Raw genomic sequence first — 14275 nt, forward strand, 5'->3', positions numbered from 1 at the left:
GTCGCCGTTCGGGTAGGGCTGGAAGCGGACCGGGTCCTCACCGCCTTCACCGGAGTCCGACTTCGCGCCGATCCGGTTCATGGCGATGGCGAGGGTCTCGTGGGCCTCCGGGGACAGCGCGCCCAGCGACATCGCCGCTGTGGTGAAACGCTGGCGGATCGTCTCGATAGACTCGACTTCCTCGATCGGGATCGCGCCACCCGCAGACGGCACGAATTCGATCAGGTCCTTGATCGCCACCGGATTGACTTCCAATGAGACACGCACATATTCCTCGTAATCCTCGGCACGACCGGATTTCACGTAGGTGTGGAAATTCTTGATGTTTTCCGTGGTGAAAACATGGCGCTCACCGGACTTCCGGTAGCGGTTGTAGCCCGGGTCACCCAGGTCGAGGGTCTCGCCGACAGGGACTTCCACTTCGTAGGCCGCGCGGTGGCGGATGAGGGACTCTTCCGCGATTTCCGCGAAGCCGATGCCGCCGATCTTCGAGGAAACGCCGGTGAAGGAGAAATCCACGACATCTGTGCCGATGCCGATGGCTTCGAAGGTCTGGGAACCCTGGTAGGAGTTGAGGACGGAGATGCCCATCTTCGACATGATCTTGAGCAGGCCCTTCTCCAACGCCTTGCGGTAGTTGGACATGGCCTTCTCGGTGCTGATGTCGAGCTTGCCCTTGCCTTTGTCCGCGGCGACGAGCTGGCGGACGGTGGCGTAGCCGAGGTATGGGCAGACGGCCGTCGCGCCGAAGCCGAAGCAGCAGGCGATCTGGTGCACGTCCCGCGCTTCACCGGTCTCGATGACCAGGGAGGCACGCATCCGCTTGCGGATCCGGGTGAGGTGGTGGTGGATCGTTCCGATCGCCAGCAGCGTCGGGATCGGCACCTTGCCGGCGGAGGTCGCCCGGTCGGAAAGGATGAGGATGCTGTGGTTCGACTTCACCGCTTCCTCGGCTTCGAGGCAGAGCTTGTCGAGGCGGGGCTTGAGGCCTTCCGCTCCGCTGGAGGCGGCCCAGGTGCAGTCCAGCGTGACAGCCGGGAAGCCTTCCTCGCCGAGGTCCTTGGTCTTCTCCAGTTCGTGTTCGAAGAGGATCGCGCTTTCCAGGCTGACGGTGCGGCAGTGGCCGGGAGTTTCCTCAAGGAGATTCCGCTCCGGTCCGAGGCCCGCGCTCAGCGACATCACCGCCCATTCGCGGATCGGGTCGATCGGCGGGTTGGTCACCTGGGCGAAGAGTTGCTTGAAGTAGGTGTAGAGCAGGCGCGGGTGGGTCGAGAGGACCGCCAGCGGGATATCATCCCCCATGGAGAAGACGGCCTCCTGCGCACCCTTGATCATCGGCGGGAAGACCATGTCCAGTTCCTCGAGGGAGATGCCGTGGGCGACCTGCTGGCGGGAAAGGTCCAGCGGGGTGAAGTCGATGTCCGGCGCGTGGGCGGAGGGCGAGACGAACTTGCGCAGTTCCAGGCGGTTCTCGTCGATCCAGCGGCGGTAGGGCTTCTGCTGGGCGAGTTCTTCCTTGATCTCGCGGTCCATCTTCAGCTCACCGGTCAGGGTGTTCGCCGACATCATCTGTCCCGGGCCGAGGCGGCCCTTGCGGACGATGTTGGAGTCCTCGAAGATCACAGCACCCGCTTCGGAGCCGATGTAGAGGATGCCGTCAGCGGTCACCTTGTAGCGGGACGGACGGAGGCCGTTCCGGTCGAGCGAGGCGCAGAGCTTCGTGCCGTCCGTGAAGACGAGGCCCGCAGGACCGTCCCATGGTTCGGAGAAGGAGCGGTTGTATTGGTAGAAGGCGCGGAGGTTGTCGGAAATGTCCTCGTCGTTCCGGTAGGCGGGCGGCACCAGCATGCACATGGCGTGCTCCGGGGAGCGGCCGGACAGGATCAGCAGTTCCAGCGCGTGGTCCAGCGAGGCGGAGTCGGACTCGCCGTGGCGCATCAGGTCCTTCACCAGATCGATCTCGTCACCCCAGATCGGGGAGGAGAAGAACTCCTCGCGGGAGGTCATCCAGTTGCGGTTGCCTTCCACGGTGTTGATCTCGCCGTTGTGGCACATGTTCCGGAACGGCTGGCCGAGCGGCCAGGCCGGGAACGTGTTGGTGGAGAAACGCTGGTGGTAGAGGGAAATGGCGATCTCGTAGTCCGGATCCTGCAGGTCCAGATAGAACGCGCGCAGGGCGGCCGGCATCGCCAGCGCCTTGTAGGACAGCAGACGGCTGGAGAAGGACGGCATGTAGAAGCCGTGGATCTCCTTCGTTTGGTGCTCGATCTCGCGGCGGCAGAGGTAGAGCTGGCGCTCATAGACATCCGCCTCCATGCCCGCTGGCTTGAGGAGGAGCAGGTGCTCGATCTGCGGGCGGCTTGCCTGGGCGATCTTGCCCAGCGCGTCCACATCCACCGGCACCTCGCGCCAGCCGATGCGGGTGATGCCGCGCCGGTCGGTCACCTCGGCGGCGATCTTCTTGATGTCCGCCGCCGCGCCTTCGTTGTCACGGGGGAAAAAGAACACGGCCACGCCGAGATCGGCCTCGTTCTCCAGCGTGTGGCCGAGCTTTTCAGCCGCCTTGCGGAAGAGCGGGTAGGGGATCTGGGTCAGCACGCCGGAGCCGTCACCGGTCTTCATGTCCGCATCCACCGCACCACGGTGGGTCATGCAGCAGACGGAGGTGAGGGCGTGATCGAGGATCTGGTAGCTGCGTTTTCCCTTCAAGTGGGCGATGGCGCCCATGCCGCAGTTATCATGTTCCTGGGAAAGCCGGTGGAGTGAACCGGGAACGAGCGGGGTGCTTGAATGGTAGAACGGATTCATCTGGGATTCTCTAAATCAAAGAGGTAGAAGCCGGAGTGGGGACAGATGGTCCCTACCTCCGGCGCTGGCCGAATAAAAGCGACCGGGGAAGGTCTGCCAAGCAGGAATTGTGCCCGGAATGCGACAGCCGCCGCGGAGATTCACAAAATGGGGCTTTCCTCCGGAGCGCTTGGCTCCGGGCTGAGGAGGCCGTGCTTCACGAGGAAGCGGTCCATCGCTCCGACGGTCAGTTCGAAATTCTGGTGACTCACGTTGAAGTTGAAAAAGCTGTGGTCAGCCCGTTCGAAATCAACCAGTTCAATCGAATTCCGCCTCCAGCGCAGGCGGCGGCGGAATTTCTCCACTTCATCAAAGGAGGAGATCCGGTCGGATCTGCCATGGAACATCAGGATAGGAGGGAGTTTGCCCCGCACCAGTGAGGTCGGACTCAGCCGCTTTGCGGTCTTCGCATCCGGGAAACGCGCTCCGTGGGGAGACTTCGGGCCGGTGTTCACCGTCGCACTGAAAAGGACCAGCGCCTGGGGGCGGCAGTCCACGCCATCCACCGCCGGGAGATCCTTCTCCTTCGGCAGGGTGGTGAGCAGGGCAAGGTAGGCCCCCCCGGCTGCTCCGCTGATGGTGATGCGGGCCGGGTCGATGTTGAGGGTCTCCGCATTCAGCCGGATCCAGCGGATCAGCTCGCGGGCGTCTTCGACCGCCTCCACCGGGCCGGTGCCATGGCGGGAGGTCGTGCGGGTTTCCGCCGCCACGGCGACTGCCCCACGGCTGGCGAAGTGGAGGCAGTGGGGGACGAACTGGGTCGGCATGGCCGCGTCCCAGAAGCCACCATGGAAAAACACCACCGCCGGCCTGGGAGTGGCGCTGATGCCCTCCGGCTGGAAAACGTGCGCCAGGATCTCACCCTGCGGGGTGGAGTGATAGACGTAGGAAGCGGAGTCCTTGAGCATCTCGCGTTCACGCGCCTCTCCGATAGGTGCCACCTTCTGCAAAATGCTGCTCATACCAATAAAAACGCGGCTCTCCCACACAAGTGGGGAGCGGCGCGATTTGTTTGTTGTGGAAAGGTGGGTCTTGTCCAATCTTTTGCCTCATGATCCGTGCATTTTTTGCAGTTTTCTTTTCCTTCACCGTGGTTGCAGCAGCCCAGGAAGATCTCCGTCCGGCGCTTGAAACCACTTACAACACATGGCGGCAGGCAATCGTGAACAGGGATTTCGGCGCATGGGAGCGGGCCACGGCCAGCAACCGGCGGATCGAGGTGAGGAATCTCATCTACTCGGAGAAGCGGCCTTTCCCGGCGAGCATTTTCAACATCCCCGGGTCTCCGCCCGCCTTGCAGGGACTCAAGTTCCTGGAGGCCACCCAAAGCGGTCCGACGGCAAAGGCTTCCTATTTCGGTAAGATCGACTTCCAGGTCGATGGTACGCCCACGGACAACCTGCTGGTGCTGTCCTTCATCCGGGAGGGGAATTCATGGCTCTATGACCGGGCGGACTTCGTGAATCTGGTGGCTCTGCCGGAGGTGAGGAGGGAATTGGCCGAAGGGAAGCTGGATTACCTGGCGGAGACGCCGGAGGCGCGCGCGTCCGGCCAGTTGCCACCTCCGGCGATTCCGGTCAATCCGGCGAAATACATCGCAAAGGTGTATGTGTTCTCCCCGGGACGGGAGGTGCATGTGCAGGTCAACAAGGTCAGCCGCCACCGCTTCGCCAATGCGAAGGACGCGCAGATCGTCATCGGCGGCCTGAGGGACGGGGCCAATGAGGTCCAGTTTTCCGTGAAAAAGCTTGAGGGTGGCAAGGGGACGGAGGCGATGACCATCCGTGTTTATCTGTTCTCCGAAGTCGAGGGGGTGAAGCCGGTGAAGGCATTCGAATACCAGCTCGCGGAAGGGGACCAGCCGAAGGACTTCGGCACCCAGATTTTCACCGTGGATGAAATGATGGTCCGCCAGATCACCGGCAAGTGAATGAAACCGTGGCTGCGGCGTCCCGCCGCAGGCAGTGGCGATGGCGTCCCGCCGTCGCTCTGTGGGAAGTGGACGCTTCATGATCGATGAAGAGTTCAACCACAGATGGACGCAGATAAGAAAAGGATTGGGATGGGATTCTTCAATCTGCGTCCATCTGCGGTTTAATTACATTTCGGTACTGTGTTTTGGCAGTAGACCGATGATGTCCGGAGCAGTGCCTCCCTGAAAAGAGTTGCGGCGGGACGCTGCAGCCACGGTTTTGATTTTTTCGAAAAAAATCGGGGAAGGATGTCCTCGATTTCCGGGGCCGTTCGTCGTGATATTGGAAAGGGCAGAAGTGTGGTCCATCGGGATCACCACCATGCCCTGGAAAAGTGCCTTCACTTGCTATCCTGATTGCCATGACCAGAAAAATCCTCGCCGCTGTTGCTCTACTCCTCGCCGCGTTCCTGATCTATGTGGCCAGCCGCCCGGGCGAATTCCGCGTCAGCCGGAGCATCACCGTCGCGGCTCCACCGTCTGCGGTGTTCCCTCTCGTGAGTGACCTGCGCGCATTCCAGACATGGTCGCCCTGGGCTAAGATGGATCCGCAGGCGAAGGTGACCTACGAAGGCCCCGCCTCCGGAGTGGGATCTTCCTTCACCTGGCAGAGCGCGAAGACGGGAGAGGGGACGATGGCCCTTTCCGAAAACAGGCAGGATGAGTTCATCCGCTTCATGCTGCACTTCCGGAAACCGTTCGAAGGAACCAACACCGCCGAGTTCACTTTCAAACCGGAAGGCGGCGGCACCGTGGTGACCTGGTCGATGCATGGCAGGAACAACTTCATCGCGAAAGCGGTGAGCATGTTCATGGACTGCGAGAAGATGATCGGCGGTCCGTTCGAACAAGGTCTCGCGGATCTCAAAACCCTTGCGGAGGCAAAACCATGAGCGATCACGATATCCACAGCAGCCGGGCATTTCCTGTTTCCCGCGAGCGCCTGTATGAAGCCTTTTCCGATCCGGAACAAGTGGCACTCTGGTGGGGACCGGCGGGCTTCACCAATACCATCCACGAATTCGACCTGTGGCCCGGCGGCCATTGGCGGTTCACCATGCACGGTCCGGATGGCCAGACCTATGAGCAGGACAAGAGCTTCGGCGAAGTGATCCCCGCTGAGAAAGTCACTTTCCGTCACCACGGTCCGGTGCATGGTTTCCTGATGGAGCTTTCCTTCCATGATGATGGCACGGGCAGCCGCTTCGACTGGCTCATGCGCTTCGATGATCCCGGCGAGGCGGCAAAGCTGCGGGACTTCATTTCCAAAGCGAACGAAGAGAACTTCGACCGCCTCCAGTCCCACATGTCCGCCATCCCCCAACCCTGAACTCTCCATAATGCCATGAAACATATCCCCAATATTGTCGGAGGCCTGCTCGGCCTGATGTTCGTCTTCGCCGCTTCGATGGTTCTTTTCAAACTGGGACCCACCCCTCCGGCACCACCGGAGGGTTCTCCGCCGGCCCATTTCATGGCGGCCTTCGGGCCGACCGGCTACCTGACCTTCGTCAAGGTGTGCGAATTGGTTGGAGGCATCCTGGTCGCGATCCCGAGAACCAGGAACTTCGGCCTGCTGATCCTGGGCCCGATCATCATCAACATCATCGCCTTCCACGGCTTTGTGACCGCAGGGGTGGGCCTTTTTTCGCCAATGCTCATCCTGATCTGCCTCGCCGCGCTCTACCTGCTGTGGGTGGGACGCCGCCAGTTCCTCGCATTGAAAAACTGACCCATCACCAAACCACGAACCCACTACGATCATGGAAACCTACGTTGACGGATTCGTCCTGCCGCTGCCCAAGGACGGGATCGAGAAATACAAGGAAATGGCCACCACCGCGGCCACTGTCTGGCTCGACCACGGAGCATTGGAATACCGCGAATGCCTGCTGGATGACGCCACCTGCCATGACATGGTCAGCTTCCCTGCATTGGCAGGTGCCAAGGAAGGGGAGACGGTCGTCTTCGCCTACGTCGTCTATAAATCCCGCGAGGATCGGGACGCGGTGAACGCAAAGGTGATGGCCGACCCGCGCCTCAACTGCGAGGGCTGCCCGTTCGACTACAAGCGCATGGCCTACGGTGGCTTCAAAACCATCGTCTCGGCCTGAACCCAACCGACAACCGTCATGAGCAAATCCCAATATCTGCTGTTGTTCCGCGACACCAACTGGCACCGTGAGCTTTCGCTCAACGAGATCCAGGAAATCATGAGCCGCACCAACGCGTGGTTCGAAAGTCTGGCCCAACAGGGTGTCATCAAGGCCGGCCAACCGCTGGATGGTGTGGGGGCGATGGTTTCCTACGAATCCGGTGCCGTGGTGGATGGTCCCTTCACGGAGACCAAGGAATCCGTGGGCGGCTATATCCTCATCGAGGCGGGCAGCCTGGAGGAGGCGGTGGCCGTCGCCCGCCAGAATCCCATGGTCCCCTGCGGACTGAAGGTGGAGGTGCGCCCCGTTTCCGATGACTGCCCGGCCAGCAGGCTGGCGAAGCAGAAACTCTTCACCGTCGGTGCGTGAAAGGGGAGCGGGTCACGGTGTCCTCCGCGTCTGAGATCCCGCGGATCACGGAGAAGCTTTTCCGCCATGAGGCGGGGAAGCTGGTTTCCATGCTCACCGGCATCTTCGGCATCACCCGCCTGCAGCTCGCGGAGGACGTGGTGCAGGACGCGATGATCCGTGCGCTCCAGACATGGCCCTACACCGGCGTGCCGGACAACCCTTCCGCATGGCTGATGCAGACGGCGAAGAACCGTGCGCTGGATGTCATCCGCCGGGAGAAGTTCTTCCACGACAAGCAGCCGGAGATCATCACCTCGCTCGAGCAATGGGTGCCGGAGGAGGCGGACCTGAAGTTCGATGACGAGATCAAGGACGACCGGTTGCGGCTCATCTTCGCCTGCTGCCATCCGTTGCTGCCGCAGGACGCGCAGACCGCGCTCGCATTGAAAACGCTCTGCGGATTCAGCCCCGGGGAGATCGCCAGCGCGTTCCTTTCCACCGAGGCCGCGGTGGCGAAGCGGTTGACCCGTGCGCGGCAGAAGATCGCGGAACTCGCCATCCCATTCGAGATCCCCGCCGGACAGGATCTGACGGAGCGTCTGGATGGGGTGATGCGGGTGATCTATTTCCTTTTCAACGAAGGCTACAGCGCCTCCACCGGCGACAGCGTGGTGAGGGAGGATCTGTGTTTCGAGGCCATCCGCCTGGCGAGCCTGCTGGTCGCGCACCCGGTCGCGGACCGGCCGAAGCTGCACGCGCTGCTGGCGCTCATGTTCATGAACGGCGCGCGTCTTTCCGCCCGTGAGGACCGGCAGGGGAACATCCTGAGGTTGAAGGACCAGGACCGCTCGCTGTGGGACAGGAGCATGATCGGCCACGGCCTGCTGCATCTCGCCAGCGCGGCGCAGGGTGGGGAGCTTTCGGAGTTTCATCTGCAGGCGGGCATCGCCGCTTGTCATTGCGTCGCGGAAAGCGACGAAACGACGGACTGGAACAGGATCCTCGGCTACTACGACCAATGGATCGCCATCTCCGACTCGCCGGTCGTCCGATTGAACCGCGCCGTGGCGCTCGCAAGGGTGAACGGCCCGGAAGCGGGAATGGGTGCACTGGAGACCTTGCTGGAGAAAGGTGATCTGGATTCCTACTACCTGCTGCACGCGGTGATGGGCGATCTGGAAGAACGGCTGAACCATCCGAAGGCTGCGGTAGGTCATTTCGAAAAAGCCCTCCAGCTCACCGGAGTCAAATCGGAGCAGGTTTTTCTCGCGAAGCGGCTGATGGATTGCCGGGCGTGACTCTGGTAGCGAAGGTCGTGAGACCTTCGGCTGGGGGGAGTCCATGAAAAAACCGGAGCTTGTTTTCCGATGGACGTTCACCCCGCCGAACCTCTCACGAGGTTCGCTACTCAACGCACCAGCACGAACGGCGAAACCACGACCGCCGTATAGGCCTCCGCACCTTCGCGTTTCCCGAAAGTCTCCTCGTCCGCCTTCACCAGCAGTTCCTCATCAAGCCATGCCTGCACCCGCTTCCGGTCATCACGGATGAAGGCCATGCCGACATCGGCTAGATCGAGCGCCTCATGGACGACGATCAGCACGCCGTTGCGCAGCGGTCCTAACAGATAGTCATAGGAAACGGGTCCGGTGTATTTCCGGAGCCGTTCCTCCCCGGTGAGACCGTCGTCCCCGAGCATCTGGTAGCGCAGTCTGTCGTCGTCCGGGGCAGCCATCAGATCACGCCGTTGGCGCAGTTGGTCTCACCTTCGCCCTTGAGCGCGTTGATGAGGTTTGTGAGGGATTTCATCGCCTGGCGCGGCACGCTTTCAAAGGTGCGGGAGCCGACGTGCGGGGTGATGATGACCTTCGGGTGGTGGAGCAGCGGATGGTCCGGGGAAGGGGGTTCCTCGTCGAGCACGTCGGCGGCGTAGCCCGCCAGTTTTCCGGAATCCAGCGCGGCGATGATCGCATCCTGGTCGATGAGTTCGCCGCGGCCGGTGTTGATGACCCATGAGCCGTCCGGCATCATGGCCAGCCGCTCCGCATTGATGCAGTGGTGGGTTTCCGCGTTCAGCTTCGTGTGCGGGCTGATGATGTCCACGGACGAGAAAAGGGAGTCCAGCGAGTCATGGCGCTTGATCTGGAATTGCTCCGCGATGTCTTCCGGCCAGTAGTTGCCGTAGGCGTGGACCTCCATCCCGAATGCGTGCGCCCGGCGGGCGACTTCCTGGCCGATGCGGCCCAGCCCGATGAGGCCGATCTTCTTCTGGAACAGCTCGTTGCCCGTCTTGCGGTCCCAGCGTCCGGCGCGGGTGCCGTCGATGGCGTAGGGGAAGTTCTTCGCCATCGCCAGCAGCAGCAGGAAAGTGTGCTCCGCCACGGTGTCATGGTTCACCCCGGGGGTGAAAAGCACCGGAATCTTCAGATCCTTGGTTGCCGCGATGTCGATCTTGTCCAAGCCGATGCCGTATTTCGAGATGACCTTCAGGCGGGGCAGGGACTTCTCCAGCACCTCGCGGGTGATGGCGTCGTCACCGCAGAGGAACGCGTCGAATCCACCGGCGATCTCCAGCATTTTCTCAAGGGAAAGCGGCCCGCGCTCGCGGACGATTTCCCAGCCCTGGGCTTCGAGCAGCGGGTGGTGGGGGCCGGGGGTGTCTTGGAAGGAACAGGTGGAGAGCAGGACGCGCATGGGGGAAAGTTGAACATCGAACATCGAACGTTCAACATCGAACATCGAAGTGGAGGGAGTGGGCGGAGGAGCACAAATTTTGCGGCCCTTCGCGGCCTTTGCGACTTTGCGGTGAACTCATTTTCTGGCTAGTTTGCGGCGTGCTCCCTTGGTTCCAGAACAAATTCCCGCTCTACCTCGCGCCGATGGCGGGGGTGACGGACCTCATTTTCCGCCGCATCTGCAAGGAACTGGGGGCGGATGTGATGGTGACGGAATTCGTCTCCGCGGAGGGGATCATGCAGGCGGACAGCCGCACGCGGAAATACACGGAGTTCACCGACGAGCAACGTCCGGTGGGGGTGCAGCTCTTCGGCGCGGACGGGGAGCGGATGGGTGAGGCTGCGAAGAAGGTGGTGGACTGGAAGCGCCCGGATTTCATCGACATCAACTTCGGCTGCCCGGTGAACAAGGTGGTGGCACGGAACGGCGGCTCGTCCTTGCTCAAGGACTGCCCGGTGCTGGCCTCCGTCGCCGCCGGAGTGGCGAAGGCGGTGGGCGACCAGGTGCCGGTCACGGCGAAGATGCGGATCGGTTGGGATGAAAAGACCATCAACGCGGTGGAGGTGGCTAAAATTCTGGAGGACAGCGGCATGCAGGCCATCGCCGTCCACGGGCGGACGCGGGCGCAGGGCTACGGCGGGGAGGCGAACTGGGAGGTGATCGACGCGGTGGCCCGTGCGGTTTCCATCCCGGTCATCGGCAACGGCGATATTTCCTGCGGCGAGGATCTGGTGAAACGGAAGACCACCACGGCCGTCTCCGGGGTGATGATCGGGCGGGCTGCGATGCAGAATCCGTGGGTGTTCCGGGAGGCAAAGCACTTTTTGGAAACCGGGGAAACCCTGCCGTCCGTGCCGCTGGAGGAGCGTTGGCTTCTGGTGCTGCGGCATTGCCGGCTGGCGGTGGAGTCGGGCCGTTATGGGGATGAAAAGCAGACGCTGACCGCCATGCGTTCGCGTCTGATGAGCTACTGCAAGGGATTCCCCGGTGCGCGGGATCTCCGCCAGAGGCTTTGCCAGGTCGGTTCCGTGGCGGAGGTCGAGGATCTCGCCGCGTATTCCATCGGCCAGGCGGAGCTTGCCGAAGTGGAGCCGGTTTTCTGATTCCCGGCTTTCCAAGTTGGCCCGGGCCGTGCAATTTCCCCGCATGGAAAGCCATGAGGTATTGAAGCGGGCATTGAAAAAAACCAGCCCCAAGGCGGTCGCCGCGGAACTGGGGATTTCCCTGTCCCTTGTCTACAAGTGGGCGGAGAAGCCTTCGGAGGACGGCTCTGGCAGCAGGAACCCTCTGGACCGGCTCCAGAAGGTGATCGACCTGAGCGGGGATACCAGCATCGTGGAGTGGCTGTGCCGCCAGAATGGCGGGCATTTCGTCATGGACCCGGAGGTGGAGGAACTGGACATCCAGCACGTGATGCCGGCGACCCAGGAACTCATCGCCCAGTTTTCCGGGTTGCTGAGTCAGATCTCCGCGGCGGCGCTCGATCACTCGATCACCAAGGATGAGGCCAAGGAAATCCGCGGGATATGGGACAAGCTCAAGAGCTACGCGGAGGGATTCGTCCGCTGCTGCGAGAAGGGCGACTTCGAGCGGGTGGTGAACAACCGGCCGCCGAACTGAGGTTCCCGAAGCCAGGTCCGAAGGCTCAATCTTTCACCGCGGGCTGCTCCGTGGCCTCCGCCGGTTGCGGTGCCAGCTTCTGCGCCCGTGCGAGCAGGCGGGTCTTCAGGGACTCATAGGGCACATCCTGGACGGAGACGTTCCCATCCAGCGCCAGCCCGGCGGCCGCGCCCGCGGATTGGCCGAGAACCATGAAGGTCCATTCCAATCTCACGGCCCCATATCCCGCGTAGCTGGAGGAAAGGGCGGAGGGGACCAGGAGGTTGGAGCACTCCGCCCGCTTCGGCACGATGGAGCGGTAGGGGATGCCGAAAGGCCGGTAGTTCGTCAGGTCGAAATAGGCACCTTCATTGTAGATCTTCCCGTTCCGGATGACGGTCCGTGCATTGTGGAGATCGACCGCCCACCAGCAGATGCCGATGGGATCCTCCACGGCAGGGCGTGGCGTGACGGAGCCGATGGGATCCCTGCGCACGTCGGCCTCGGTGATGACGTAGTCGGAGATCATGCGTCGCGCGCAGCGGATGTAGAGCTGGCGGGGCCAGCCGCCGTTGTCGGTGAACTCGTCGGCGGGCAGCCCCCACTTGCTCCACTCATCGCGGATTTCCTGCGGCACGGACGGATCGGTGGAAAGGAAGTGGATGAGACCCTGGGTGTATTCCTTGTGTTCGCGGTAGATTTCCTGCCGCCGGGCATGGCTGGCGGTCGGATAGTCGTGGTTGCGGCCGTAGAAGTTCCCGGAAAGATCATGCCAGCTTCCCAGATCGAACAGCTTGTGATTCGGATTGGAGTTGGGGGAGCCGGGGCCGTCCAGCCAGTCGTTCTTTCCTCCTGCTGCGAGGAATCTGCGGTAGATTTCGTAGTCCGCGGGATCGTAACCGGGTGGAGCGGTGATGGGGATCTTGTTGGCGGGGTTCTTTGTGAGCGGCAGGCGGAGGCAGAATCCCATTGCGGCACGGTCTGCCGCACCGTGGGTGCCCACCGGCTCGTTCTGGACGCCCTTGATGACCCCGGAGGAGGGATCCCCGGGAATAACGTAGGGATCGACCGCAACCGTGTATTGGTCCTTGCGGGTGGGATTGAGGATGCCGCCGACATTCTCCCCATACGCGGCATTTCCCTCCCGGCCCCACGCGTAAGTGACGCCCGCGGCGGCCATCAGGTCGCCCTCCACGGTGCCGTCGATGAAAACCTTTCCATCGATGCGGGTGCCGTCCTCCAGCTTGAGGGCCGTGATCCGGTCATCCTTTTTCGCCACGGCGTCCGGAGTTTCGGCAATACGGGTGCCACGGAGCTGGCGGATCTTTTTCTCATCAAGCCAGGTGTCGATTACCTTTTGCGCGACCTTTGACTCGAAGTGGTAGCGCGGTCCTTTTCCGCCATAGGCGGCCCCGATGCGCCGGTAGAACTCCGCGGTCAGTCCGCCGATGGGTTCGCCGCTGCCGCTGCGTTTGTCGATGTCCTGGTGACCGAGTCCTTCCACCATCATCCCGCCGACGTGGGCGACCGGAGAGACGAGCAGGACATCATGCCGGGAGTCGGCGAGTTCAAGAGCCGCGGAGAGCGCTGAAGGGGATTCCCCATAGACGACGACATCCGCCTGATGGGTTTCCGCGGCAAGGGAGATGGAGCAAAGGAGGAGCGGAAGGGCGGAAAGGAGGCCGGATTTCAACATGATGGATAGGATGGAGTTTCACCGGCGGCGGCGGAAGACCAGAAATGCCGGAGCGATGATGGCTGAAAGGAACACGGAAGGCTCGGGAACAACCGAAATCACCACATTGTCGATGGCGAAATCCTCGGCGACCGATGTGCCCGTGAAGATGCTGAAGGTATTGAAATTGGTGGCGATGCCGCTGCCATCGGTGGCGGTCATCGTGCTGATGATGTTGCCGGAGGTGTCCCGCATCTGGTAGAACAGGTTCATGCTGTCCGCACCGGTCCGGGTGAGCGAGAAGGTGATGAGATAGCGGAGATCATCCGTCGCCAGGTTCGCGGTGCTGCCGATGGAATGGCTGCTGTTCGCCGGAGTGAGGGTCGTGGTCAAGGAAATGGGGCTGGCCGCTCCCGCCCACAGCGTTTCACTGGTGCCGGTGCGCTGGCGGAGGGTGGACTCCGGGGTGGTGTCGATGGCGGTGTCCGCGTGGATGTCGGCGAACGCTCCGTAACCGGTAGCCGCGCTCCAGTTCGGGTCGGAAATGCCGGAGTTCTTGTCCGCGTTGACCGGGGTTGACACATTGAAGAAGCCGACCCGGAAGGGACCGTCATCCGCGGACAAGATCCCTCCGGTCGCATCAAAGTTGAAGCTGACGGACAGGGTTTCCCCGATGTTCAGGGTGGTGCCGGAGAAGGTGGTCCAGACCTGGGCGTTGTTCCTGGTCGCGGCATTGAGCAGCAGATTCTGCCTCGCTCCGTTGGTGGTGAGGGTGGTGCCAGTCAGGCCCTGGGCGTAGTACCACGCGGGGGATGTCCGGTTTCCATCGGAGAAATCATCACTGAGCAATACCGTGGCGGTCACAGGCAGTGCGGTGGCCGAAAGCGCCAGAACGACGGGGAGGAAGCGTTTCATATGGATTTGGGTTTCCCCTGAACC

The 14275-nt window shown here is 62.1% G+C and carries 15 protein-coding genes; 9 read left to right on the plus strand and 6 right to left on the minus strand.

Features of this window, described 5'->3' with window-relative positions:
* Together KF712_20455 and KF712_20460 are read right to left on the minus strand one after the other, a co-directional pair.
* On the minus strand, positions 1-2808 hold a 2808-nt coding region (locus KF712_20455), incomplete at its 3' end, for a glutamate synthase subunit alpha (protein MBX3743369.1).
* Between the two features lie 140 nt (positions 2809-2948).
* Complete coding sequence (locus KF712_20460; GenBank protein ID MBX3743370.1) at positions 2949-3809, minus strand: alpha/beta hydrolase; 861 nt, start codon at positions 3807-3809, stop codon at positions 2949-2951.
* Between the two features lie 89 nt (positions 3810-3898).
* On the opposite strand from KF712_20460, the gene KF712_20465 reads away from it, so the two are divergent.
* The 7 genes from KF712_20465 (at position 3899) to KF712_20495 (ending at position 8624) form a co-directional block, all read left to right on the plus strand.
* Entirely contained in the window at positions 3899-4777 is an 879-nt protein-coding gene (locus KF712_20465; GenBank protein ID MBX3743371.1) for a hypothetical protein, read from the plus strand.
* Between the two features lie 404 nt (positions 4778-5181).
* A complete protein-coding gene (locus KF712_20470; protein ID MBX3743372.1) occupies positions 5182-5712 on the plus strand; it encodes an SRPBCC family protein in 531 nt (176 codons plus the stop codon).
* Positions 5709-6149, plus strand: a complete 441-nt coding sequence (locus KF712_20475) for an SRPBCC domain-containing protein (GenBank protein MBX3743373.1) — start codon at positions 5709-5711, stop codon at positions 6147-6149. Before KF712_20470 ends, KF712_20475 begins: the two co-directional genes overlap by 4 nt.
* Before the next feature lie 15 nt (positions 6150-6164).
* The gene (locus KF712_20480; GenBank protein MBX3743374.1) at positions 6165-6551 is read left to right on the plus strand and encodes a hypothetical protein; all 387 of its coding nucleotides are present in this window, start codon (positions 6165-6167) and stop codon (positions 6549-6551) included.
* A gap of 31 nt (positions 6552-6582) precedes the next feature.
* Positions 6583-6933 (plus strand): DUF1428 domain-containing protein, encoded by a 351-nt coding sequence (locus KF712_20485; protein MBX3743375.1) that lies wholly within the window; start codon positions 6583-6585, stop codon positions 6931-6933.
* 18 nt (positions 6934-6951) lie between these two features.
* Positions 6952-7344, plus strand: coding sequence for a hypothetical protein (locus KF712_20490; protein MBX3743376.1), 393 nt, complete (start codon positions 6952-6954; stop codon positions 7342-7344).
* 89 nt (positions 7345-7433) lie between these two features.
* Positions 7434-8624: a sigma-70 family RNA polymerase sigma factor gene (locus tag KF712_20495; GenBank protein ID MBX3743377.1), complete on the plus strand. Its 1191-nt coding sequence runs from the start codon at positions 7434-7436 to the stop codon at positions 8622-8624.
* 110 nt (positions 8625-8734) lie between these two features.
* On the opposite strand, the gene KF712_20500 is transcribed toward KF712_20495, so the two are convergent.
* Both KF712_20500 and KF712_20505 read right to left on the minus strand, forming a co-directional pair.
* Entirely contained in the window at positions 8735-9061 is a 327-nt protein-coding gene (locus KF712_20500; protein ID MBX3743378.1) for a DUF2288 family protein, read from the minus strand.
* On the minus strand, positions 9061-10020 hold the full coding sequence (locus KF712_20505) for a phosphoglycerate dehydrogenase (protein ID MBX3743379.1): 960 nt from the start codon (positions 10018-10020) through the stop codon (positions 9061-9063). The genes KF712_20500 and KF712_20505 overlap by 1 nt, the downstream gene beginning before the upstream one ends.
* Before the next feature lie 140 nt (positions 10021-10160).
* Here KF712_20505 and dusB point away from each other — a divergent pair, with 140 nt between their 5' ends.
* Together dusB and KF712_20515 are read left to right on the plus strand one after the other, a co-directional pair.
* Entirely contained in the window at positions 10161-11165 is a 1005-nt protein-coding gene (gene dusB / locus KF712_20510; protein MBX3743380.1) for a tRNA dihydrouridine synthase DusB, read from the plus strand.
* Between the two features lie 43 nt (positions 11166-11208).
* Entirely contained in the window at positions 11209-11682 is a 474-nt protein-coding gene (locus KF712_20515) for a hypothetical protein (GenBank protein ID MBX3743381.1), read from the plus strand.
* 25 nt (positions 11683-11707) lie between these two features.
* Here the strand turns inward: KF712_20515 and KF712_20520 are convergent, their stop codons facing one another.
* Both KF712_20520 and KF712_20525 read right to left on the minus strand, forming a co-directional pair.
* A complete protein-coding gene (locus tag KF712_20520; GenBank protein MBX3743382.1) occupies positions 11708-13357 on the minus strand; it encodes an FAD-dependent oxidoreductase in 1650 nt (549 codons plus the stop codon).
* 18 nt (positions 13358-13375) lie between these two features.
* Entirely contained in the window at positions 13376-14251 is an 876-nt protein-coding gene (locus KF712_20525) for a hypothetical protein (GenBank protein ID MBX3743383.1), read from the minus strand.
* Between the last annotated feature and the right edge of the window lie 24 nt (positions 14252-14275).

Source organism: Akkermansiaceae bacterium (genome assembly GCA_019634595.1).
Classification (GTDB): domain Bacteria; phylum Verrucomicrobiota; class Verrucomicrobiia; order Verrucomicrobiales; family Akkermansiaceae; genus Luteolibacter.

Excerpts from the sequence above, each read along its gene's own strand:
- KF712_20470 (MBX3743372.1), top strand. The coding sequence starts at position 5,182 with ATGACCAGAAAAATCCTCGCCGCTGTTGCTCTACTCCTCGCCGCGTTC.
- KF712_20490 (MBX3743376.1), top strand. The coding sequence starts at position 6,952 with ATGAGCAAATCCCAATATCTGCTGTTGTTCCGCGACACCAACTGGCAC.
- KF712_20505 (MBX3743379.1), bottom strand. The coding sequence starts at position 10,020 with ATGCGCGTCCTGCTCTCCACCTGTTCCTTCCAAGACACCCCCGGCCCC.
- KF712_20460 (MBX3743370.1), bottom strand. The coding sequence starts at position 3,809 with ATGAGCAGCATTTTGCAGAAGGTGGCACCTATCGGAGAGGCGCGTGAA.
- KF712_20515 (MBX3743381.1), top strand. The coding sequence starts at position 11,209 with ATGGAAAGCCATGAGGTATTGAAGCGGGCATTGAAAAAAACCAGCCCC.
- KF712_20500 (MBX3743378.1), bottom strand. The coding sequence starts at position 9,061 with ATGGCTGCCCCGGACGACGACAGACTGCGCTACCAGATGCTCGGGGAC.
- KF712_20480 (MBX3743374.1), top strand. The coding sequence starts at position 6,165 with ATGAAACATATCCCCAATATTGTCGGAGGCCTGCTCGGCCTGATGTTC.
- KF712_20495 (MBX3743377.1), top strand. The coding sequence starts at position 7,434 with ATGCTCACCGGCATCTTCGGCATCACCCGCCTGCAGCTCGCGGAGGAC.
- KF712_20525 (MBX3743383.1), bottom strand. The coding sequence starts at position 14,251 with ATGAAACGCTTCCTCCCCGTCGTTCTGGCGCTTTCGGCCACCGCACTG.
- KF712_20485 (MBX3743375.1), top strand. The coding sequence starts at position 6,583 with ATGGAAACCTACGTTGACGGATTCGTCCTGCCGCTGCCCAAGGACGGG.
- KF712_20475 (MBX3743373.1), top strand. The coding sequence starts at position 5,709 with ATGAGCGATCACGATATCCACAGCAGCCGGGCATTTCCTGTTTCCCGC.
- KF712_20465 (MBX3743371.1), top strand. The coding sequence starts at position 3,899 with ATGATCCGTGCATTTTTTGCAGTTTTCTTTTCCTTCACCGTGGTTGCA.
- KF712_20520 (MBX3743382.1), bottom strand. The coding sequence starts at position 13,357 with ATGTTGAAATCCGGCCTCCTTTCCGCCCTTCCGCTCCTCCTTTGCTCC.